Origin of the sequence: Pseudomonas sp. KUIN-1 (assembly GCF_009176725.1) — a bacterium.
GTDB lineage: Bacteria > Pseudomonadota > Gammaproteobacteria > Pseudomonadales > Pseudomonadaceae > Aquipseudomonas > Aquipseudomonas fragariae.
Window position 1 is genome coordinate 5,462,457 of record NZ_AP020337.1, and the last position, 23,020, is coordinate 5,485,476.

Consider the following 23,020-nt stretch of genomic DNA (forward strand, 5'->3'; position numbering starts at 1 on the left):
TGCTGCGCAAGCTGGTGGATATCAATACGGCGCAGTTGAATGAGGTCAAGGAGCAGGCCTCCATCGAGTATGACTCGGCATTCAATATGGTGATCGGACTGCTGATCGCCGCCACCCTGCTGACCCTCGTGTTTGCCTGGATGCTGATCAAGAGCATTACCACACCGATTGCCACCGCACTGCTCGCAGCGGAGACCATCGCGCAAGGCAACCTGACCCGGCCGATCAGTATCGACGGCACCGATGAAGCCGGTCGTCTGCTGCTGGCCATGAAAACCATGCAGGACAAGCTGCGCGATACCTTGCAGGGTATTTCCGGCTCGGCCACGCAACTGGCTTCGGCAGCCGAAGAACTGAATGCCGTCACTGACGAAAGCGCACGCGGGCTGGTGCAGCAGAACGACGAAATAGAACAGGCTGCCACTGCGGTCAACCAGATGACCAGCGCCGTGGAAGAAGTGGCGCGCAACGCCACCAGCACCTCGCAGGCCTCGCGCAGCGCGGCGACCTCTGCGGGCGATGGCCGCGACCTGGTTCAGGAAACCGTCAGCGCCATCGAGCGTATGAGTGGCGACGTGCAAGGCACCGCCGAGCTGATCATCAGCCTGGCCAATGAGTCGCGTGATATCGGCAAGGTGCTCGACGTGATTCGCGGCCTGGCCGACCAGACCAACTTGCTGGCATTGAACGCCGCCATCGAAGCAGCGCGGGCCGGTGAAGCCGGACGTGGCTTTGCCGTCGTGGCCGACGAAGTCCGTGCCCTGGCCCATCGCACCCAGCAATCGACCAGCGAAATCGAACGCATGATCAGCAGCATTCAGACCGGCACGGAACAGGCCGTCAGCTCGATGCGCAACAGCACCGAACGCGCCGAATCGACGCTGAACATCGCCAAGGGCGCAGGCCAGGCCCTGAACACCATCAACAGCGCCGTGGAAGAGATCAACGAACGCAACATGGTCATCGCCAGCGCCGCCGAAGAACAGGCACAAGTCGCCCGCGAAGTGGACCGCAACCTGGTCAACATCCGCGACCTGTCGGCACAATCCACCAACGGCGCCAACCAGACCAGCGCAGCCAGCACCGAGCTGTCACGCCTGGCAATCGACCTCAACGGCATGGTGGCACGCTTCGCGCTTTGATGCTCGAAAACGGGCGTTTTATTTCCGGAAGCTATGTTGTGTGAAAGCCAGTCTTCGCGAACAAGTTCGCTCCTACGCCCTTCGGGCAGAAGCAAACCGTGATCCCTCAGCTTCTGGCCGCAGGCCGTAGGAGCGAACTTGTTCGCGAAAGCTGCCCGTGCCTCAAACCCAGATAGCATCCCACAGCGGGTAATCCCCAAGCTTTTTAACCAAGCCCGCACGTAAAGGATTGGCCACGATATAACGGGCTATCGGCGCAATATCCTCTTCGTCGCGGATTGCTCTGTCGTGGTACCCGGATTGCCACAAAGCGTGAGGACGGACACACAGTTTTCCAACTGCAATCGAGCTTCGGGCCTTTAATTGTTTCATCAAGCTGGGCAAATCACCGGCCTTGAGTTCAAAAAGCCAGTGGAGATGGTCAGGCATGACTACCCATGCCATAGACTTGACCAGCCCCTGCTCTTCGCAACGCTTCATTTCTCGTACGAGCAGCCGTCCCAGCTGCATTTCGGCGAACACAGGTACACGGCCCTTCGTTACTGAAGTGACCATGTAAATCTGACCAACTGCCGAGTATCTGCCTTTGCGCAGGTGTCGTGTCGTTGCGCAATGAGGCATTCCATCGCCCTCCAGAACCGGTTCAACGTTGAACCTTAGCGTCTGTAGGGCGATGAGCAGAGCGAATGTTTTACAGCCTGTGAGAGATGCTTTCTCGTCGTGAGCATTTGCAAACCGGACGTTTTGTTACAGCCTCACACTCGCAAACGTCGACTCATTACGCGCCTGACTCAGGGCCGACATCGGCCCGGACAGCGGGGCGAGTACCAGGGCCTGCGGGATCGGCATCATCGCGACCTGCTGTGCGGTGTTGGACCCTACGCGCTCGTCACGTGGCGGGATGCCGAAGTATTCGCGGTAGCATTTGGAGAAGTGTGGTGTGGACACGAAGCCGCACACTGACGCCACTTCGATGATCGACATCGGGGTCTGCTTGAGCAGTTGCCGGGCGCGAATCAGGCGCAGTTTCAGGTAGTAGCGCGATGGCGAACAATGCAAATACTTCTGGAACAGCCGCTCCAGCTGCCTGCGCGAAACGGCGACATACACAGCCAGCTCGTCAAGGTCGATCGGCTCTTCAAGATTGGCTTCCATCAGCGCCACGATTTCCTGCAGCTTCGGCTGATTGGTACCGAGCATATGCTTGAGCGGCACGCGCTGGTGGTCCTGTTCGTTGCGAATGCGCTCGTAGACGAACATTTCGGAAATGGCTGCCGACAACTCGCGCCCATGATCACGACTGATCAGGTGCAGCATCATATCCAAAGGTGCGGTGCCACCCGAACTGGTGAAACGGTTGCGGTCCAGCGTGAACAGCCGGGTGCTCATCGACACGCGCGGAAAGGCTTCCTGCATCGACGCCAGACATTCCCAATGCACGCTGCACTCGAAACCATCCAGCAAACCCGCGCACGCCAGCGCCCAGCTGCCGGTGCACACAGCGCCCAGACGGCGCGACTGACGTGCCTGGCCCTGTAGCCAGCTGACGTGTTCACGCGTGACGGAGCGCTGAATACCGACACCGCCGCAGACGATGACCGTGTCGAGCAAAGGAGCCTTGTGCATCGCCGCATCCGGCGTGATCTGCAGACCATCGCTGGCCCAGACCTGGCCGCCGTCGACACTCAGCGTGGTCCAGCGATACAGCTCGCGGCCCGATAACTGATTGGCCATGCGAAGGGGTTCTACCGCCGATGCGAGGGAGATCAGGGTGAAGTTATCCAGCAGCAGAAAGCCGATGGACTGAGGCGCGCGGTTCTGGGGTTGAGTCCCTTGATTGAACGATGTCATCACACTATCTCCTCTCATATGGCAATGGTTGGCCCCAGGACAGGCTCTTCTTGTAGCCCTCGTTATTGCAGGGCTTGGTAATGACATCGCAAATCCCATGCCGGAATTTGATCGCTCATTCAAGAACACCTGAAAACGACGTCGCGAAGCGTCTACCCGGCTGCGACCCTCATACCTGTTTGCGACGGCGAGGCCGCCGCACGCGGAGTTCGATGAGCAGTTCGGTAGCACTTCAGGGAAACGATCGAGGGGCGTTCACACGCCGAGTGCTACTCAAGGCACATCCCGAGGCAGCCGTGCCGAGGGCAGGCGTTCGCGCTAAAAAGTGGCGGCCTGCAGGGCGCGTGATCGAAAAGCGCGCAGCCGCAAAAAAAGGGCACGCGACCTGGCATGACCACTGGCGGATCCGCCCCGATAATGAACTTGTCGGCGTTACTCCCCTCCAAAGCACCGCGTTCGCGCAGGCACCGACCTGCCAACCGACCGCTGCCGACCTGCGCAGCAACCGTGTAACGTACTGGCCGTTTTTTCGCAGTTCCGACACTGCAACCGGGCGTGCGTACGATGCAACGAATCTGTAAGCGACCTTGCGCGCACTGGATACGACGCCTCCTGCACTGGATACGACGCCCCCTGTAGGCGTTTGATTTTCCCTGTTACATGATCGGTTCCGACTCGATCGCCCGGCGCAGTGATGGAGCTTCGCGAAAAGCCTCGCCAACCCATAAGCCGCGTCAGCGTTCACCTGCTGATGACCAGAAGAAACTCACAGGAGTCCACCCCATGAAAGGTTCCAAATCGTTGCTGTTGGCCGCTACGCTCTGTATGCCGGTGCTAGCCCAGGCAGCCGAGCCAGAGGCCTGTCATACGGTCAACTTCTCCGATGTCGGCTGGACTGACATTACCGTCACTACTGCGGTAACCAGCGCCGTACTCGAGTCACTGGGTTACAAGACCAAAACCACCATGATTTCCGTACCGGTGACCTACAAGTCGCTGGCCGACGGCAAGAACATGGACGTGTTCCTCGGCAACTGGATGCCGACCATGGAAAACGACATCAAGCCCTATCGCGAAGCAGGGACCGTCGAAACCGTGCGTGCCAACCTGGAGAACGCCAAGTACACCCTGGCGGTCCCGGAAGCGCTTTACGACAAAGGCCTGCATGACTTCGCCGACATCGCCAAATTCAAGAAGGAACTGGGCGGCAAGATCTACGGTATCGAGCCTGGCAACGACGGTAATCGCCTGATCCAGAGCATGATCGACAAGAACGCCTTCGGCCTCAAGGACGCAGGCTTCAAGGTCGTTGAATCCAGCGAAGCCGCAATGCTTTCGCAGGTCGACCGCGCCGTGAAACGCAAAAACGATGTGGTGTTCCTCGGTTGGGAACCGCATCCGATGAACACCCGCTTCAAGATGAAATATCTGACTGGCGGCGATGACTTCTTCGGCCCCAACTACGGCCAGGCGACCATCTACACCAACACCCGCAAAGGCTACAGTCAGGAGTGCAGCAACGTAGGTCAGTTGCTCAAGAACCTGTCCTTCACGCTGAACATGGAAAGCACCCTGATGGGCAACGTGCTGGACGACAAGATGAAGCCTGATGCCGCCGCCAAGGCGTGGATCAAGAAAAACCCTCAAGTACTCGACACCTGGCTCGCAGGCGTAAACACCGTCGATGGCAAGCCAGGCCTGGAGGCAGCCAAAGCCAAGTTGACCCAGTAAGCCGACAGCAGGCGGGACTGACCCGCCTGCTGCCCTCTTCACCTTCCGCAAGCGGACACCCGAAATCATGCTGACTGACCATAAAATCCCTCTGGGCGAGTACATCGCCGCATTTGTCGATTGGTTGACGGCCAACGGCGCCGATTACTTCGACGCGATAGCCTCGACACTGGAAATGATGATCCACGGGTTCACTTTCGCGCTGACCTGGTTCAATCCATTCGTACTGATCGGCCTTATCGCCGCCCTCGCGCACTTCATCCAGCGCAAGTGGGGCCTGACGGTTTTCGTCATCCTTTCGTTTCTACTGATCCTCAACCTGCACTATTGGCAGGAGACCATGGAAACCCTGGCGCAGGTGCTCTTCGCCACGCTGGTCTGTGTCGTCATCGGCGTGCCGCTGGGCATCATTGCCGCGCACAAGCCGCTGTTCTACACCATCATCCGGCCGTTACTCGACCTGATGCAGACCGTGCCCACCTTCGTCTATCTGATTCCGACGCTCACGCTGTTCGGTCTGGGCGTGGTACCCGGCCTGATCTCGACGGTGGTTTTCGCCATTGCCGCGCCGATTCGCCTGACCTACCTGGGTATCCGCGATGTGCCTCAGGAGTTGCTGGATGCCGGCAAGGCCTTCGGCTCGTCACGCCGCCAGTTGCTGACACGCATTGAACTGCCCTACGCGATGCCCAGCATTGCAGCCGGCATTACCCAGTGCATCATGCTGTCGTTGTCGATGGTGGTTATCGCCGCCCTGGTCGGCGCCGACGGCCTCGGCAAACCGGTAGTCAACGCGCTGAACACAGCCGACATCGCGCTCGGTTTCGAAGCCGGTCTGGCAATCGTATTGCTGGCCATCATGCTCGACCGCATCTGCAAACAACCCGAAGCCAAGGTAGGGTCCGACGCATGAGTATCATCAAATTCGACAAGGTAGACGTCATCTTCTCCAAGGACCCGCGTGAAGCCCTCAAGCTGCTCGATGAAGGCCTCACGCGTGACCAGATCCTCAAGAAAACCGGACAGATCGTCGGCGTCGAGAACGCCAGTCTGGACATCGAGAAGGGCGAAATCTGCGTCCTGATGGGCCTGTCGGGCTCCGGCAAATCCAGCCTGTTGCGCTGTATCAACGGCCTCAACACCGTCAGCCGTGGCTCCCTGTTCGTCGAGCATGAAGGCTCGCAGATCAACATCGCCAACTGCAGCGCAGCCGAACTGAAAATGATGCGCACCAAGCGCATTGCCATGGTCTTTCAGAAGTTCGCCCTGATGCCCTGGCTGACGGTGCGCGAAAACATCAGCTTCGGCCTGGAAATGCAGGGTCGCCCCGAAAAGGAGCGACGCAAGCTGGTGGATGAAAAGCTCGAGCTGGTGGGCCTGACCCAGTGGCGCAACAAGAAGCCCGACGAACTGTCTGGCGGCATGCAGCAGCGAGTGGGCCTGGCGCGAGCATTGGCGATGGACGCCGACATCCTGCTCATGGACGAACCCTTCTCGGCGCTCGACCCGCTGATCCGCCAGGGTCTGCAGGACGAACTGCTTGCCCTGCAAACCAAGCTGAGCAAGACCATTGTGTTCGTCAGCCACGATCTGGACGAAGCACTGAAGCTTGGTAGCCGGATCGCCATCATGAAGGATGGCCGCATCGTGCAATACAGCGTGCCGGAACAGATCGTTCTCAATCCGGCCGATGAATACGTGCGCACCTTCGTTGCACATACCAACCCACTGAACGTGCTGTGCGGTCGCAGCCTGATGCGTACCGTCGAGGAGTGCACCCACGTCAACGGTTCGGTGTGCCTGGACCCGAGTGGCGACTCATGGCTCGATCTGGCCGAAGGCAACGTGATCAAAGGTGCACGGCAAGGTGCCTCGGCCCTCGATCTGCAGAACTGGACCCCCGGCCAGGACGTCGCCTCCCTGGATCGACGCCCCACGCTTGTGCATTCCAACATCGGCATGCGCGACGCGCTGCAGATCCGCTACCAGACCGGCAACAAACTGGTCCTGCAGGACGGCAATAAAGTGGTCGGCATTCTGGGTGATACCGAGCTGTATCACGCGTTGCTGGGCAAAAACCACGGCTGACAAGGCCTGCAACCGACAAGCCCGCTCCACCGCGCTGGACTCATCCAGCCGGGAGCGGGCTTTTTTTCGTCCACAGCCTTCACCCGGGTAACTCCCCTGCCGCTATTTCTGCTCCCTCAGCCGCCATGTCGTAAACGCACCTTTGTGTGGCGTCCATAGGCATTTGGCGTCTTCGGTCCGGCCCTACCATCGCTCTCAGAGGGCTCTGTTCCGCCCGAACGACAAGTCAGGCGCCGCGCCGCCGCTGGGAGATCCGCGATGTTCAGCAAGCAAGACCAGATCCAGGGTTATGACGATGCACTGTTGTCGGCGATGAACGCCGAGGAGCAGCGTCAGGAAGACCATATCGAGCTGATCGCCTCGGAGAACTACACCAGCAAACGCGTGATGCAGGCGCAGGGCAGCGGCCTGACCAACAAGTACGCAGAGGGCTATCCCGGCAAGCGTTACTACGGCGGTTGCGAGCACGTCGACAAGGTCGAGCAACTGGCCATCGAACGCGCCAGACAGCTGTTTGGTGCCGACTATGCCAACGTTCAGCCGCATTCCGGAAGTCAGGCCAACGCAGCGGTCTATCTGGCGCTGCTCCAGGCCGGCGATACCGTGCTGGGCATGAGCCTGGCGCACGGCGGTCACCTGACTCACGGCGCCAAGGTCAGCTTCTCGGGCAAACTCTATAACGCCGTGCAGTACGGCATCGACACCGCGACCGGGCTGATCGATTACGACGAAGTCGAGCGCATCGCCGTCGAGTGCCAGCCGAAAATGATCATCGCCGGGTTTTCAGCCTACTCCAAGACCCTGGACTTCCCGCGCTTCCGCGCAATCGCCGACAAGGTGGGCGCCTACCTGTTCGTCGACATGGCGCACGTCGCCGGTCTGGTTGCCGCCGGTCTTTACCCGAATCCGCTGCCTTACGCAGACGTGGTCACCACCACGACCCACAAGACCCTGCGCGGCCCACGCGGCGGCCTGATTCTGGCCAGGGCCAACGAAGAGCTGGAAAAGAAATTCAATTCCGCCGTCTTCCCCGGTGGTCAGGGCGGCCCGCTGATGCACGTCATCGCCGCCAAGGCCGTGTGTTTCAAGGAAGCCATGGAGCCCGCCTTCAAGGCCTATCAACAGCAGGTCATCGACAACGCGCAAGCGATGGCGCAGGTGTTCATCGAACGGGGCTTCGACGTGGTCTCCGGCGGCACCGACAACCATCTGTTTCTGGTCAGCCTGATCCGTCAGGGCCTGACCGGCAAGGACGCCGACGCCGCGCTGGGCCGTGCGCACATCACCGTCAACAAGAACTCGGTGCCCAACGACCCGCAGTCGCCGTTCGTGACGTCCGGCCTGCGCATCGGCACACCGGCCGTTACCACCCGCGGCGTCAAGGTGACCCAGTGCGTCGAGCTGGCCGGCTGGATCTGCGACATCCTCGACAACCTCGGTGATGCCGATGTCGAGGCCGACGTCGCCAGCCAGGTCGCCGCCCTGTGCGCCGATTTTCCGGTTTATCGCTGAGTCAGGAGTAGCCTCACATGCAGCATTACTCAGGCTTCGGCCTTCTCAAGCATTCCCTCAGCCACCATGAAAACTGGCAGCGCATGTGGCGCACGCCGACCCCGAAAAAGATCTACGACGTGGTCATTGTCGGCGGCGGCGGGCACGGTCTGGCGACGGCCTATTATCTGGCCAAGGAGCACGGCATCACCAACGTCGCCGTGGTCGAGAAAGGCTGGCTGGGCGGCGGCAACACTGCGCGCAACACCACCATCGTGCGCTCCAACTACCTGTGGGACGAGTCGGCCCACCTGTATGAACACGCGATGAAACTGTGGGAAGGCCTGTCCCAGGAACTGAACTACAACGTCATGTTCTCCCAGCGCGGCGTCTACAACCTGTGCCACACCCTGCAGGACATGCGCGACTCCGAGCGCCGCGTCAGCGCCAACCGGCTTAACGGCGTGGACGGCGAATTGCTCAACGGCCAGCAGGTCGCCGAGGAAATCCCGTACCTGGATTGCTCGAAAAACACCCGTTACCCGATCATCGGCGCAACCGTTCAGCGCCGTGGCGGCGTCGCCCGTCACGATGCGGTGGCCTGGGGCTTCGCCCGCGCGGCCGATGCGCTGGGCGTCGACCTGATTCAGCAGACCGAAGTCATCGGCTTTCGCAAGGAAAACGGCGTGTGCATCGGTGTGGAAACCAACAAGGGTTTCATCGGTGCCAAACGTGTCGGTGTGGTCACCGCCGGCAACTCCGGGCACATGGCCAGGCTGGCAGGCTTCCGTCTGCCCATCGAATCACATCCGTTGCAGGCACTGGTTTCCGAGCCGATCAAGCCGATTATCGACAGCGTCATCATGTCCAACGCGGTACACGGCTACATCAGCCAGTCCGACAAGGGCGACCTGGTGATCGGCGCCGGTATCGACAGTTGGGTCGGCTACGGCCAGCGCGGCTCGTACCCGGTGATCGAACACACCATCCAGGCCATCGTCGAGATGTTCCCGGTGCTGTCCCGCGTGCGCATGAACCGTCAGTGGGGCGGCATCGTCGACACCACGCCGGACGCCTGCCCGATCATTTCCAAGACCCCGGTGCCGAACATGTTCTTCAACTGCGGCTGGGGCACAGGCGGCTTCAAGGCCACGCCGGGCTCGGGCAACGTGTTTGCCGCCAGCCTGGCCAAAGGCGAGATGCATCCGCTGGCCAAGCCGTTCTCCATCGACCGTTTCCACAACGGCGCACTCATCGACGAACACGGCGCTGCAGCCGTAGCCCACTAACAGGAGAACCCGACCATGCTGCATATCTTCTGTCCTCACTGTGGCGAACTGCGCTCCGAAGAGGAATTCCACCCGTCAGGTCAGGCGCACATCCCGCGCCCGCTGGACCCCGGTGCCTGCACCGATGAGCAATGGGGCGACTACATGTTCTTTCGCGATAACCCGCGCGGCCTGCATCACGAACTGTGGATACACGCCGCCGGTTGCCGCCAGTATTTCAACATGACGCGCAACACCGTGACCTACGAGATTCTCGAGACCTATCCGATCGGTACCAGACCGCAGTTCACGGATCAGGGAGACAAGGTATGAGCCAGACCCATCGCCTGCCCAACGGCGGCCGTATCAATCGCAGCAAGGTGCTCAACTTTACCTTCAACGGCCAGACCTACCAGGGCTTTGAAGGTGACTCGCTGGCCTCTGCCCTGCTCGCCAACGGTGTCGATATCATCGGCCGCAGCTTCAAATACTCCCGCCCGCGCGGCATCTTCGCAGCGGGTTCGGAAGAGCCCAATGCGGTGCTGCAGATCGGCGCGACCGAAGCGACGCAGATCCCCAACGTGCGCGCTACGCAACAGGCGCTGTACTCGGGACTGGTCGCAACCAGCACCAACGGCTGGCCGAGTGTGAACACCGACGTGATGGGCATTCTGGGCAAGGTCGGCGGCAAGCTGATGCCGCCGGGTTTCTACTACAAAACCTTCATGTACCCGCAATCGTTCTGGATGACTTACGAGAAGTACATCCGCAAGGCTGCCGGCCTGGGGCGCTCGCCGACCGAGAACGACCCGGACAGCTACGACGCGATGAACCAGCACTGCGACGTGTTGATCGTCGGCGCAGGCCCGGCCGGTCTGGCCGCCGCGCTGGCAGCAGGTCGCAGCGGTGCCCGCGTGATCATTGCCGATGAACAGGAAGAGTTCGGCGGCAGCCTGCTCGACAGCCGCGAAAGCCTGGACGGCAAACCGGCCGCCGAGTGGGTGTCGACGGTCGTCGCCGAGCTGAAAAGCCTGCGCAACGTCACCCTGCTGCCGCGTGCCACGGTCAATGGTTACCACGATCACAATTTCCTCACCATCCACGAGCGCCTCACCGACCACCTGGGTGATCGCGCGCCGATCGGCATGGTCCGCCAGCGCATGCACCGGGTACGTGCCAAACGCGTAGTGCTGGCCGCCGGTACTCACGAGCGTCCGCTGGTCTATGGCAACAACGATGTGCCCGGCAACATGCTGGCCGGTGCCGTATCGACTTACGTTCGTCGCTATGGCGTGGCCCCGGGCAAGAAACTGGTGCTTTCCACCAACAACGATCACGCCTATCGCGTCGCTCTGGACTGGCTCGACGCCAGTCTGCACGTGGTCGCGATTGCCGATGCACGGCATAACCCACGCGGTCCGCTGGTTGAAGAAGCGCGGGCCAAAGGCATTCGCATCCTGACCGGCAGCGCGGTCATCGAGGCCCGCGGCAGCAAGCGCGTGACGGCTGCCCGCGTTGCCGCCATCGACGTCAAGACGCACAGCGTGACCAGCCCCGGCGAATGGCTTGAATGCGACGTGGTTGCCAGCTCCGGCGGTTACAGCCCGATCGTGCACCTGGCCTCGCACCTGGGCGGCAAGCCGGTCTGGCGCGAGGACATCCTCGGCTTCGTACCAGGCGAGGCACCACAGAAACGTATCTGCGTAGGCGGCGTCAACGGCGTCTACAGCCTGGCTGACAGTCTTGCCGATGGCTTCGAAGGCGGCGTGCGCGCTGCCAGTGAAGCGGGCTTCAAGGTGGTCGAAGGCGTGATGCCCAAAGCCCTCAGCCGTGCTGAAGAGCCGACGCTGGCGCTGTTTCAGGTGCCGCATGAAAAAGGCACCGCTCGGGCACCCAAGCAGTTCGTTGACTTTCAGAACGACGTCACCGCCGCCGCCATTGAACTGGCAACGCGCGAGGGTTTCGAGTCGGTCGAGCACGTCAAGCGCTACACCGCGCTGGGTTTCGGCACCGATCAGGGCAAGCTGGGCAACGTCAACGGCCTGGCCATCGCCGCCCGTTCACTGAATGTGTCGATCCCGGAAATGGGCACCACCATGTTCCGTCCCAACTACACGCCGGTGACCTTCGGCGCGATAGCCGGACGTCATTGCAAACACATCTTCGAACCCGTGCGGTTCACTGCGCTGCACGCCTGGCATGTCAAAAACGGTGCCGAATTCGAGGACGTCGGTCAGTGGAAACGGCCGTGGTACTTCCCGAAAAACGGCGAAGACCTGCCCGCCGCCGTTGCTCGCGAATGCAAGGCGGTGCGCGACAGCGTCGGCCTGCTGGACGCATCGACGCTGGGCAAGATCGATATTCAGGGCCCGGATGCACGCGAGTTCCTCAACCGTATCTACACCAACGCCTGGACCAAACTGGACGTGGGCAAGGCGCGCTACGGCCTGATGTGCAAGGAAGACGGCATGGTCTTCGATGACGGGGTCACTGCCTGTCTCGCTGACAACCACTTCCTGATGACCACCACCACGGGCGGCGCAGCGCGCGTCCTGCAATGGCTGGAAATCTATCAACAGACCGAATGGCCGGACCTGAAAGTGTATTTCACCTCAGTGACCGATCACTGGGCGACCCTGACGCTGTCCGGTCCCAACAGCCGCAAGCTGCTCAGCGAAGTCACCGATATCGATCTGGGCCGTGAAGCTTTCCCGTTCATGACCTGGAAGGAAGGTCTGGTCGCCGGAGTGCCGGCCCGGGTATTCCGCATCTCGTTTACCGGCGAACTGTCCTACGAGGTCAACATTCAGGCCGACTACGCCATGGGCGTTCTGGAAAAGATCGCCGAGGCAGGCAAACAGTACAACCTGACGCCTTACGGCACCGAGACCATGCACGTGCTGCGCGCAGAGAAGGGTTTCATCATCGTCGGTCAGGACACTGACGGCTCGATGACGCCCGACGACCTGAACATGGGCTGGTGTGTCGGCCGTACCAAGCCGTTCTCCTGGATCGGCTGGCGCGGCATGAATCGCGAAGACTGCGTGCGCGAACAGCGCAAGCAATTGGTCGGCCTCAAGCCGGTGGACCCTGCCAAATGGCTGCCGGAGGGTGCGCAACTGGTCTTCGACACCAAACAGACGATTCCGATGAGCATGGTCGGCCACGTGACCTCCAGTTACGCGCACAACTCGCTGGGCTATTCGTTCGCGATGGGCGTGGTCAAAGGCGGCCTGGCGCGTATGGGCGAACGGGTCTTCGCGCCTCTAGCCGATGGCAGCGTGATCGAAGCCGAGATCGTTTCTTCGGTGTTCTTCGATCCGAAGGGCGAGCGGCAGAACGTCGAGTAGCACACGATGAGCCGATCATCCGCAGCACACAGAATTCAAGCAGGTGAATCATGAGCACAGCCAACGTTTACCAGCAGCGCCCGACCTCCGATGTCAAAGCCGAGTCGCCGCTGTTCCATGCAAACCTCGACAGCCTGATTGGCAAGGGGCGCGCCAGTCCGGGGGTTTTCCTGCGCGAGAAAAAGCTGCTGGGGCATCTGACGATTCGTGGCAATGCCCACGATCCGGCCTTCGCCGCTGGCGTCCACAAGGCGCTGGGCATGGAATTGCCCGCCGCGCTGATGCTGGTCATCAGCGGCGAGAGCTCGCTGCAGTGGCTTGGCCCGGACGAGTGGCTGCTGATCGTGCCGAGCGGCGAAGAGTTTGCGGCAGAACAGAAGCTACGCGACGAACTGAGCGGGCAGCACATCGCGATCGTCAATGTCAGCGGCGGGCAGTCGATTCTTGAACTGAGCGGGCCGAAGGTGCGCCAGGTACTGATGAAGTCGACCAGCTACGATGTGCACCCGGACAACTTCCCGGTGGGCAAGGCAGTCGGCACCGTGTTCGCCAAGTCGCAACTGGTAATCCGCCGGACCGGAGAAGAAACCTGGGAGCTGCTGGTCCGCCGCAGCTTCTCGGATTACTGGTGGCTGTGGCTGCAGGATGCGAGTGCCGAGTACGGGCTGAGCATTCAGGCGTGAAGCGCCCGGAACCGGGGCTGAAACCGCAGCGTCAGTCTTAATGGAGACTCCTGCGGGAGCATTGGCACGATAGCCGACCCGATGATTATCGTCCCCACGCTCCGCGTGGGAATGCAGTTCCGGACGCTCTGCGTCCAGCTTGAGCAGGCTGGCTGACACTGTCAGTCAGATTTGCGGATAACGAATACTCTGGAGCATTCATTTAATGAGCCGCGCGCCCGACACATGGATTTTGACCGCCGACTGCCCCAGCATGCTGGGCACGGTAGACGCAGTGACGCGCTTTCTGTTCGAGCAGGGTTGCTACGTCACAGAACACCACTCCTTCGATGACCGCCTCTCGGGACGCTTCTTCATCCGTGTGGAGTTTCGTCAGCCCGAGGCTTTCGACGAACAGGCGTTCAGGGCCGGGCTGAGTGAGCGCGGCGAAACGTTTGGCATGATCTTCGAACTCACCGCGCCCAACTACCGGCCAAAAGTAGTGATCATGGTCTCGAAAGCCGATCATTGTCTCAATGACCTGCTCTATCGCCAGCGTATCAATCAACTGTCCATGGACATGGTCGCGGTGGTGTCCAATCACCCTGATCTTGAGCCACTGGCTGGCTGGCACGGCATTGCGTACTACCATTTCCCACTGGACCCGAACGACAAGCCTGCGCAGGAAGCCAAAGTCTGGCAGGTCATCGAAGAGTCGGGGGCAGAACTGGTGATTCTAGCCCGCTACATGCAGGTCCTGTCGCCGGACCTGTGTCGCAAGCTGGACGGCAAGGCGATCAATATCCACCACTCGTTGCTGCCCGGTTTCAAGGGTGCCAAGCCCTACCATCAGGCGTACAACAAGGGGGTGAAGCTGGTCGGTGCCACGGCGCATTACATCAACAACGATCTGGACGAAGGCCCGATCATTGCCCAGGGCGTGGAAGTGGTCGATCACAGTCACTATCCCGAAGACCTGATCGCCAAGGGTCGAGACATCGAAGGGCTGACACTGGCCCGCGCGGTGGGTTATCACATCGAACGGCGGGTGTTCCTCAACGCCAACAGGACAGTGGTTTTGTAGGCGCAAGCTGCAAGCTGCAAGCGATCCGTATTTCTCGCCGCTTGAAGCTTGCAACTGTTCTTCTCTGCTCTAAATCTGCTTCATCACAATAAAAGCGAGGTGACATGTATGTCTGGTAATCGCGGTGTAGTGTATCTCGGCGCTGGCAAGGTCGAAGTGCAATCAATTCCTTTCCCGAAAATGGAAGATCCACGCGGCAAGCGCATCGAACACGGCGTGATCCTGCGCGTGGTCTCCACCAACATCTGCGGCTCGGACCAGCACATGGTACGCGGCCGCACCACGGCGCAAACCGGGCTGGTACTCGGTCATGAAATCACTGGCGAGGTGCTGGAAGCCGGTCGTGACGTGGAACATCTGAAAGTCGGTGACCTGGTTTCTGTGCCATTCAACGTGGCGTGCGGTCGCTGCCGCAGTTGCAAGGAACAGAACACCGGCGTCTGCCTGACGGTCAACCCTGCGCGCCCCGGTGGTGCCTATGGTTATGTCGACATGGGCGATTGGGTCGGCGGCCAGGCTGAATACGTGCTGGTGCCTTACGCCGACTTCAACCTGCTCAAACTTCCGGACCGCGATGCGGCGATGGAAAAAATTCGCGACCTGACCTGCCTGTCCGACATCCTGCCCACCGGCTACCACGGCGCAGTGACTGCCGGGGTGGGGCCGGGCAGCACAGTCTACGTTGCAGGCGCTGGCCCGGTCGGCCTGGCTGCGGCGGCGTCAGCACGCTTGCTGGGCGCTGCGGTGGTGATCGTCGGCGACGTGAACCCGACGCGTCTGGTTCACGCCAAGGCCCAGGGCTTCGAAATTGCCGACCTGTCCCAGGACACCCCCTTGCACGAGCAGATCGCTGCCCTGCTCGGCGAACCTGAAGTGGATTGCGCCATCGACGCCGTAGGCTTCGAAGCACGCGGTCACGGCCATGCTGGCGCTCAGGCCGAAGCACCCGCCACCGTTCTCAACTCGTTGATGGGCGTAGTGCGCGTCGCCGGCAAGATCGGCATCCCCGGCCTGTACGTCACCGAAGACCCGGGAGCCGTTGACGCCGCCGCCAAAATGGGCAGTCTGAGCATTCGCTTCGGCCTGGGCTGGGCCAAATCCCACAGCTTCCACACCGGCCAGACCCCGGTCATGAAATACAACCGCCAACTGATGCAGGCGATCATGTGGGACCGCATCAAGATCGCCGACATAGTGGGTGTCGAGGTGATCAGTCTGGATGATGCTCCGCGGGGTTATGGCGAGTTTGATTCGGGCGTGCCGAAGAAGTTTGTGATTGATCCGCATGGGTTGTTTGGTGCTGCGTAAGCATCAACAGTAAAGTCGGTTTCTTGGCTACTTACCTTGGCAGATTCGAAGCGGGTTGCTTAACCCCTCGAATCTGCTCCATTATCAACTCCAACTCCTTATCACCCTTGATTTCACGGGCGAGTTTGTAAGAGGGTGGTGTCGACAGATCCTGAATAGGATTAGCAAGTTTTCGCTGCTCTCTTATGTATTGTTGAACATGTGTATATTCATAAACGAGATCATCCTCATCATAAAAACTTAATCCAACTTGCGTATCACTTTTCAGCTTTTTAGACTTGTCGATATATTCACTATAAAGCTTATCATTGGCCTTAAACTCTTTTGCGGCTTTTACAGAGTCAAGACCTGCTTCTTTATTCAATTTTTTTACAGACACACTCACTAATTCAACTTGTCGCACCGCTGCAGAGTGACTTAACTGTGGCGCACTCGTACTTAATCCTGAGTTTATTCCGTCAGAAAGAGGCTGCAGGGAAGTACCCGTAACGTTGCCCGAAGATAAACGCCGAGAAGGCTTCATTACTTTCAAAAATCTTAACACCCCCTTCAATAACGCGGGTGTACTCCCTGTCCAGTCAACCCAGTTAACCGGATCCCCCCCACAATACCCATACGCATTCACCCCACCCTCACCAAACGGGCTCAGACTGTCCGGGCTGTTAAACCTCATCAGCACGGGGTTAAACGCCCGATACCCGTTCCCCAGCAAATAGTGCCCCGTCACCGGATCAACCCGCTGGCCGGTAAAGCCCGGCAGGTTTGCGGTGCCTGAAGGATGACGATGCCCGTAAGGCGTGTAGGCAAACTCCAACCCCTGAGCGACGGTCACTGACTGCTGTTGATCCGTAGCCAACAACACCCCGTCTCGCTGATTATTTTCTGCACTCAAGCACGCCAGCAATTGCTCGTCCGTGCGCATAAGCGAGTGCTGGGCCTGCCCCTGAATCTGCGTAGCCAAGTGAGTCTTCTGATAAAAAAAGCGAGTGCTGCCCTGCCCCGCAGGCGAACAATCGGCCAGGCGATCCAATGGATCGTAGCGATAGACGCAGAGCACGGATTGCCCGGACGAAGCCATGTTGTCACTCCTTTGAAGTCACCCTATGGCAGCCAGTCTGGGCTGACGCCCAGCTAGCAGAACTACTAGGCTGTTCCGCCTGCGGGACAAAAAACGCTGGGGAAGCGCCCTACTCGCGCACAGCCCTCACCAATACCGAGTAGTAATGCTCCTGCACGTAGGCGTTGCTGTCAGGTTCCGGCGCCCCGCGCATGCTGTCGATTGACGGGAAAAGCCCCAGATTCCAGTTCCGTCTGGCCGACAATTGCGGCGTGACTCCGTCTTGATCAGGCTCACGTGCAGGCTCGGACAAATCCGAGGCCAGCACGCCGGTAACCTGCCCGTTCTGGTCCAGCACTTTCCCGGCCACGAACATGAAATGAAACGGGTAGTCCGATGACGGGTTGCTCTCCAGCCCCCCTCGCTCGATGAAACCGATACCTTCACCGATCTCGGGAAATGACTGCTCGCCGACGAAGTAATCAGAGTGGCCGCGTGCATTTATCCAGTCATCGAGCGCTGTTGTCGTGATATTCAGGCTCACCGGCTGACCATCCTGCAGGGCGACGACTTCGACATTGGGCACCACGGGCGTCGGATCGTTAAGGCTCTCGCCCTGGTAATCGAACGCGACTTGTCCACCGGCATATTTCGACACCAGAAACTCGGTGCTGGAGATGCAGCTTTCAGGCACCGCTGCCCTGGCTTCGAGCCTCACGTAGCCGTCACGATCCGCTGCGATGGAGTGGAACAGGCTTGATGGCACGTTAAGCTTGCCGGGCACCAGAACGTCGTCGTTCATGATGTGCAGGTCTTCATGGTGAACCTGAAGCGTTCCGCTTGCTGTGTCATGAGCGGAATGGGACTCGTGGGTTGCGAAGCTATCGGTCGGCCGCCGGGTGCGGATGCTGCAGATCATTTGATCGACGACATTGCCGCCCTTGAGCGTTGGCCGGTTGATCAGCGTGAACTCATGCCCGCCGATGTGACGCACCCAGGGCAGTGCCAGGCTCTCGGCGCGCGACCTGCCCTGCGGCGGCACCAGCAGAAACACCCGGTTGCGCTCATCCCATTCGGCCCGGTAGATCCTGCCGTTATCCAGCTTGATGTAGTCACGCCCCTCAATCGAGTAACTGCCGCGCTTTGGCCCGCTGCTGATCGCCTCGGCACCTGTCAGGTCGACAGCCGCGCTGGCAATCCCCACACCTCGGGTTCGCTCGGGATAAAGGGCATCGTCGATGTGCAGTTGCAGTTGCGCACCGCTCAGATGTGCATGCTCGGCCGGCTGCTCCAGGCTGGTGACCGACTCATAGGTGTAGCCGCGCTGCGAGGAAAGAAAAATGCGTCGCGCATCGGTTTCCGAGACGTCATCGAGCGACAGCACGGCGATACTTTCGATTCTCGACGGGTCGCTAAAACAGGCTTCGACATGATCGATGACCGACCCCGCATGACTCAGGTAAAACTCATCGTGCAGATGCCCCGCCAGCATGCCGAGATGCCTGGCAGGCGAATGGGCGAACCAGGCTTTTTCCCCTGACTTCAGGCTGACTTCAGCCATCATCAGGTTGTTGCGGGCCAGCTTCTCCTGAAGCTGACTGACCAAGGCAGCTCGCTCGCTGGCGTGCGGCGGAATGTTTTCCTGCGCGGCCAGCAGCGGCCCGTTCAGACGAAGCTGCTTGAGGATATTTTCCCCCAGGCTTAACTCCCTGGACCTCGATGCCGCTCCCCATTCAATGGTATGGCCCAGCAAGGTATTGGCCAACGCCGCCTGGTTGCGCGCAGCAAAAAGAATGGCCAGTTCCTCGGGGGTATCGAGTACATAGTATGGATTTTCCACCGAGGTAATAGACGAGGGCAGCCGCGACTTGATTTTGGCCACGGCGTCGATGTTCCTGGCGACCCACTGAGGGTTGCGTGCATAGGCTTCGTTCGCCGCTTTCGCGCCATAGAACAGCTCCAGTGCAAAGTCATCATGGGCGATGCCGTCGCGATAATCCGACTGGTCGTGCCACAGGTGAGGCAACGCCCGTTTGGGATCGGCTTGCGGGCTGATTTTCTGCAGGGTCAGGGCAACAGGCCGCTGGTCGTGCAACGTCTCGCCCGGCGCCAGCGCCAGGAAGTGCTCGATGGGCAGCGTGCCGCGATAGTGAACGCCGCGATCCGCTTCGATCACCAGTTCCTGCCCGCGGCCATCACTGAGCGTCGCCAGAACGCCGGCCACGGTTTTTCTGCCGACCAGACCTTGCAGCGTATCGCTTATCCGGACAGTCACGAACATGCCCTGAGCGGCAACAATCTGTGCCTGAATTTCAGGCTTGTAGGTCGGGATTGCGGGCAAGACCCTGGCGACGTCCATGCGGCTGCCGTCAGCGCGAATGAAGGCGGTCGTCTCAACATCGGTGCCCGCATGTTCGAGTACTTCGACATGACCCTTACGCTCGGTGACGTATTTGTGCTCGATCACGCCAAGCGCCACGCTCTGCTGGCTTACCCTGCCATCTGCGTCGATGACCCGCACGGAGGCTGTTTCAAGTGTCACCACGCAGTTGTCATACCAGCTGACCGTGTTGGCGGGAGCCAGAAAACGCTCCGGTCGGCCGCTGAAGCCAAGCGGAAAATCTTCGGTGTGGGCAAAACGTGAAAGCTGCGGGGCGTCGACCGTTGACTGCGGATGCCTGCGCCATTGCCCTGCTTCCAGGTCCAGCGTATGCAGCGGTCGCAATTCCGTTCCCGCCAGCCCGCTGACCATCCGGCAGGCATAGCCGTTGAGCATGTAAATCTTCTCGCTTATCCCACCCAGCAGCACCGCCCGAGCACCGCCCTCGACCATCGCGTTGCCGTTCCAGTCGAGGCGCGTGACCTTTCTGCCCGTGGGCCTTTCGGATATCTGTCCATCCTCGGAGACCCGCCAGTGCGAGCTGCTTGTCGACGGCCGACGCCTCGCGAGGTGTTCGCCCTCGGCTTCGCGCTCGATGGCATCGCTGTGCTCAGGGTGTCGAGCCGTTTCGGTCAGATCAGACCTGTCAGACACGCCGTGCTCGCTGACGATCTGTTGATAATGCAGTGTCGCGGAGCGCAGCCCTTTCACCGCCGATATGCCGCAGTGCAGCGCCGAACGCAGACCGACCAGCAGAAAACCGAAGTTCTTCACCGACGCCTCGTAGTCGTTGGCCCTGATCGACTCGCCGAGGGCCTGGACCTGCTGGCTCATCGTCCAGCTGTTGGTGCCTTGCAGCATCAGCACACCCAGCACCCTGGGAGGGAGCGTGCGCAGCTTGCACAGCACCAGCTCGGCAATGATGTTGAGTGCATCCATCGCGATGCCTTCATCATTGCCGTCGTAAATATCGAACCCCAGGTTGATGAAGTTGCCCAGCACAGGAATCAGTCCGCCGACCTGATGCACCAGTTGCAGCACATGCTGCGCGCTGGTCGACATGTTCTGAATGTCATCATCGTTAGCTCGGGCACTCAACATCTGCCTGAACGCCAGAGCACTGGCTTCAAGGCGGACCTTCTCGTCGGCGCTCAATAACTCGATGCAATGAACCGGCCTGTCACTGTCCGACAGCGTGGCCCCTTCCAGAGATTGCAAGCGCTCGGCGGCAGTACCGGAGACCAGCACGAGCCGCTCGGCCTCCAGCGCCCGGTAGATTTCGGTCGCCTGGATGGCGTAGTTCTCGGCCTCGCGCTTGAACGCTGCTTGTGGTGCGGTCAGTCGAGCAGGCAGAAGGCTGTTGTTGACGAAGGCAATGTTCGCCTCGAATAAACCGGTCAGCTTCGCCTGCAACGCGTCCAGACTTGCGGTGTAACGGGTTTTATCGGCGAGCGCCTGAGCCAGCTGCCCGAGCCGTTCATCACGATTGTCGGCAAGCGCCAGCTCGCGGCGCAGGTCTTCGTCATACACCACACTCAGCAGGGTTCGATAACCAAGCGACTCTTCGTGCCTGAAGAACGTGCCGGTATTGATCCAGCCGGCCTGGTAACTGATATCGAACGAAGACCGCGCAATCACCGGCCAGCAGGATTCGTTCAGCCCCAGATAACGGCACAGTTCACGCGCCACGAACTCCGGCTGGGTCGGCTGCAGAACGACTTGCAGTCGCTGTTGGTCCTCGAGGTTCTGCGCAATCACGCTGTAATAGGCGTTGACGGAATCATTCAAGCGCCGGGTATAGGCCGCCTGACGCTGCGCGTGCGGCAACGCCGGCAGGTCCTCCTGGTAATGGGCCAGCAGATAACGGACCGCGCGCTGCAATGTCACAGCGCGGCCGGCGTCCCATTGCACCTCGCGCAGCTCCTCGGTCAGCGCCACAAACCGCGACCTGATGACGTCATAAGCGCCCAGTGCAAGCGGGTCTACGTACAGAAACGGAGGTTCTTTGCTGCGGATATCGAAGGCTTCGATGTCGATATCGCTCAGCGGATGACGACGCTGGACAGGATTGGGCACGATCACTTGCACGATCAGCCGTTCGATATTGATCGCCCCCTCGGCCTCGCCATAGCGAATGGTATTGATCATGTAAGACGACAGTTCCTGGCGCGCCACGTCTAAATATTCGGCAAGATCTTTCGCGCGCCAGGGATTGACGGTGTGCTGCTCCCGGTAGATATCCTGGTGGCCGTCGCTGTCGTAAACGACCAGTTTCAGGGTGATGCCACCGGCTTGCTGGAACATTGTCAGCAGCGCGTTTTCGTTGTCTTGCAGCGATGCACCGAAATGCCGGTAGCTGTTCAGCAAGGTGCGGCATCGACCCAGATGCCACTGCATCTCCTTCTCCAGCTCAAGGTCGATGACACCGTAATCGTCAGTGCCATGCGCCTGGACCTTGTGCTGCCGAAAGGTGTAGACCTGCGACGTATCGAGCATGAAACGCTGGTGTTCTGCCAGGGTGAAAGGCAACGCGGGCGCCATCACTGCGGGGTCGGCTTCGCGCTCTCCGGGCAACAGCGCAGTGATCGCCTGCAGCAGATCGTCTCGGGTGGCAGCCAGGGGAATGTCGACACCGTAGTAATCGAGCAGGCCGTGCAATGAGACGGTTCGATCGTCGCGAATGGCCAGAATGCACCTGGCATCTGCGGACTCCAGATGCGGCGCCAGCGGGGCCAGGCAGTCCGTGAAACGGATCACTCGCAGGTGCAGGTCTGACAGCGTGGCGTGCGCAGGTTGCCGGCCCTCGGAAATGCCCTGCAGTTGCAGCGAGTGAACCGGCCTGCCCTCATTCATCCTGACATGCAGCACACAGGTGAAAGGCTGCCTGAAGTCCACCTGAGTCGTGTTGACCAGATCAAGAACGTAGCGCAGGTCTTTAAGGCGTACCCCGGGCAACAGATCTTCATCGATATCGCCAGCAGGGTCCACGCCGGCGATAGCCCGGAGCAACACCTTGAACTGCTGCACGATAGAACCGCCAAAAGCGACGCTCGCAAACAACGGCGAGTCATCGGCCACGGCCATGAACACTCTGTTGGTCGCACAGGTGCCGGTCGTCACGTCCCGTATTCGTGCCCGCAGCGTATTCAGCAACCTGCGGTAATCGCCCCGGGTACGATCGATGCGCTCGCTTCGGACACACGACGAATGTGACTCGCGCTGATGACTCTGCGCAATATCGAACGCCGCTTTGGCCAGTTCGTGCTCGGGGCCTTCCCCCGATGCCGGCGAAGCGACAGAACGGGTGACGCGTTCTGCGCTGTCGCTGAGGGCGTTCAGGTCGTCATCGAACAGCATTGATTTCAGGGTACTCAGGAGTTCGATGTCGTCGGCCCATCGCCCGAACGAGCTGGCAGCCCCAAGTACCTGGATCTCGTCCAGTAGCGTGAAACCTTCGGGTCGGGGACGTTGCAGAATGGCGGCCAGTTGCTCGTTACCTTCGGTTGCCAGTACGTGCTGAAGGCTTTCCCTGGTGGCAGCTGGCATGGAAGGAAGTGAGGTGTAGGTGTCGGTCATTGCTGATGCTCCGTGCATTCCAAATGACCGAC

At 60.2% G+C, this 23,020-nt stretch carries 15 protein-coding genes; 11 read left to right on the forward strand and 4 right to left on the reverse strand.

Translation table 11 applies throughout. The features are described from left to right. Positions 1–89 precede the first annotated feature (89 nt). On the forward strand, positions 90–1,142 hold the full coding sequence (locus tag KUIN1_RS28845) for a methyl-accepting chemotaxis protein (RefSeq protein WP_404944247.1): 1,053 nt from the start codon (positions 90–92) through the stop codon (positions 1,140–1,142). A 162-nt stretch (positions 1,143–1,304) separates the two neighbouring features. Here KUIN1_RS28845 and KUIN1_RS24775 read toward each other — a convergent pair whose 3' ends face one another. Together KUIN1_RS24775 and KUIN1_RS24780 are read right to left on the reverse strand one after the other, a co-directional pair. Then, positions 1,305–1,763, reverse strand: coding sequence for an REP-associated tyrosine transposase (locus KUIN1_RS24775; RefSeq protein WP_011269184.1), 459 nt, complete (start codon positions 1,761–1,763; stop codon positions 1,305–1,307). Between the two features lie 126 nt (positions 1,764–1,889). Beyond that, positions 1,890–2,993 carry a GlxA family transcriptional regulator gene (locus tag KUIN1_RS24780; RefSeq protein WP_003402189.1) on the reverse strand — a complete coding sequence of 368 codons (1,104 nt, stop codon included), beginning with the start codon at positions 2,991–2,993 and terminating at the stop codon, positions 1,890–1,892. 783 nt (positions 2,994–3,776) lie between these two features. Here KUIN1_RS24780 and KUIN1_RS24790 point away from each other — a divergent pair. The 10 genes from KUIN1_RS24790 to fdhA all read left to right on the forward strand — a co-directional run bounded on the left by KUIN1_RS24790 (position 3,777) and on the right by fdhA (position 15,975). Continuing rightward, positions 3,777–4,724: a choline ABC transporter substrate-binding protein gene (locus KUIN1_RS24790; protein ID WP_011269185.1), complete on the forward strand. Its 948-nt coding sequence runs from the start codon at positions 3,777–3,779 to the stop codon at positions 4,722–4,724. 64 nt (positions 4,725–4,788) lie between these two features. Beyond that, positions 4,789–5,637, forward strand: coding sequence for a choline ABC transporter permease subunit (gene choW / locus KUIN1_RS24795; protein ID WP_170846044.1), 849 nt, complete (start codon positions 4,789–4,791; stop codon positions 5,635–5,637). Beyond that, complete coding sequence (choV, locus tag KUIN1_RS24800) at positions 5,634–6,812, forward strand: choline ABC transporter ATP-binding protein (RefSeq protein ID WP_011269186.1); 1,179 nt, start codon at positions 5,634–5,636, stop codon at positions 6,810–6,812. Before choW ends, choV begins: the two co-directional genes overlap by 4 nt. A 258-nt stretch (positions 6,813–7,070) precedes the next feature. Beyond that, a complete protein-coding gene (glyA, locus tag KUIN1_RS24805; RefSeq protein ID WP_152092348.1) occupies positions 7,071–8,324 on the forward strand; it encodes a serine hydroxymethyltransferase in 1,254 nt (417 codons plus the stop codon). A 17-nt stretch (positions 8,325–8,341) separates the two neighbouring features. Then, positions 8,342–9,592, forward strand: a complete 1,251-nt coding sequence (locus KUIN1_RS24810) for a sarcosine oxidase subunit beta family protein (protein WP_024640218.1) — start codon at positions 8,342–8,344, stop codon at positions 9,590–9,592. A gap of 15 nt (positions 9,593–9,607) precedes the next feature. After that, a complete protein-coding gene (locus tag KUIN1_RS24815) occupies positions 9,608–9,904 on the forward strand; it encodes a sarcosine oxidase subunit delta (protein WP_003316160.1) in 297 nt (98 codons plus the stop codon). Then, entirely contained in the window at positions 9,901–12,921 is a 3,021-nt protein-coding gene (locus tag KUIN1_RS24820) for a sarcosine oxidase subunit alpha (RefSeq protein ID WP_003402200.1), read from the forward strand. The genes KUIN1_RS24815 and KUIN1_RS24820 overlap by 4 nt, the downstream gene beginning before the upstream one ends. 50 nt (positions 12,922–12,971) lie before the next feature. Further along, positions 12,972–13,604 carry a sarcosine oxidase subunit gamma gene (locus KUIN1_RS24825; RefSeq protein WP_003402202.1) on the forward strand — a complete coding sequence of 211 codons (633 nt, stop codon included), beginning with the start codon at positions 12,972–12,974 and terminating at the stop codon, positions 13,602–13,604. 205 nt (positions 13,605–13,809) lie between these two features. Then, a complete protein-coding gene (gene purU, locus KUIN1_RS24830; RefSeq protein ID WP_152092349.1) occupies positions 13,810–14,667 on the forward strand; it encodes a formyltetrahydrofolate deformylase in 858 nt (285 codons plus the stop codon). A 108-nt stretch (positions 14,668–14,775) separates the two neighbouring features. After that, positions 14,776–15,975 carry a formaldehyde dehydrogenase, glutathione-independent gene (fdhA, locus tag KUIN1_RS24835; protein ID WP_003316157.1) on the forward strand — a complete coding sequence of 400 codons (1,200 nt, stop codon included), beginning with the start codon at positions 14,776–14,778 and terminating at the stop codon, positions 15,973–15,975. A gap of 31 nt (positions 15,976–16,006) precedes the next feature. Here fdhA and KUIN1_RS24840 read toward each other — a convergent pair whose 3' ends face one another. Both KUIN1_RS24840 and KUIN1_RS24845 read right to left on the reverse strand, forming a co-directional pair. Next, on the reverse strand, positions 16,007–17,053 hold the full coding sequence (locus tag KUIN1_RS24840) for an RHS repeat-associated core domain-containing protein (RefSeq protein ID WP_103378574.1): 1,047 nt from the start codon (positions 17,051–17,053) through the stop codon (positions 16,007–16,009). Positions 17,054–17,162: 109 nt separating this feature from the next. After that, complete coding sequence (locus tag KUIN1_RS24845) at positions 17,163–22,988, reverse strand: hypothetical protein (protein WP_152092350.1); 5,826 nt, start codon at positions 22,986–22,988, stop codon at positions 17,163–17,165. Positions 22,989–23,020 lie beyond the last annotated feature (32 nt).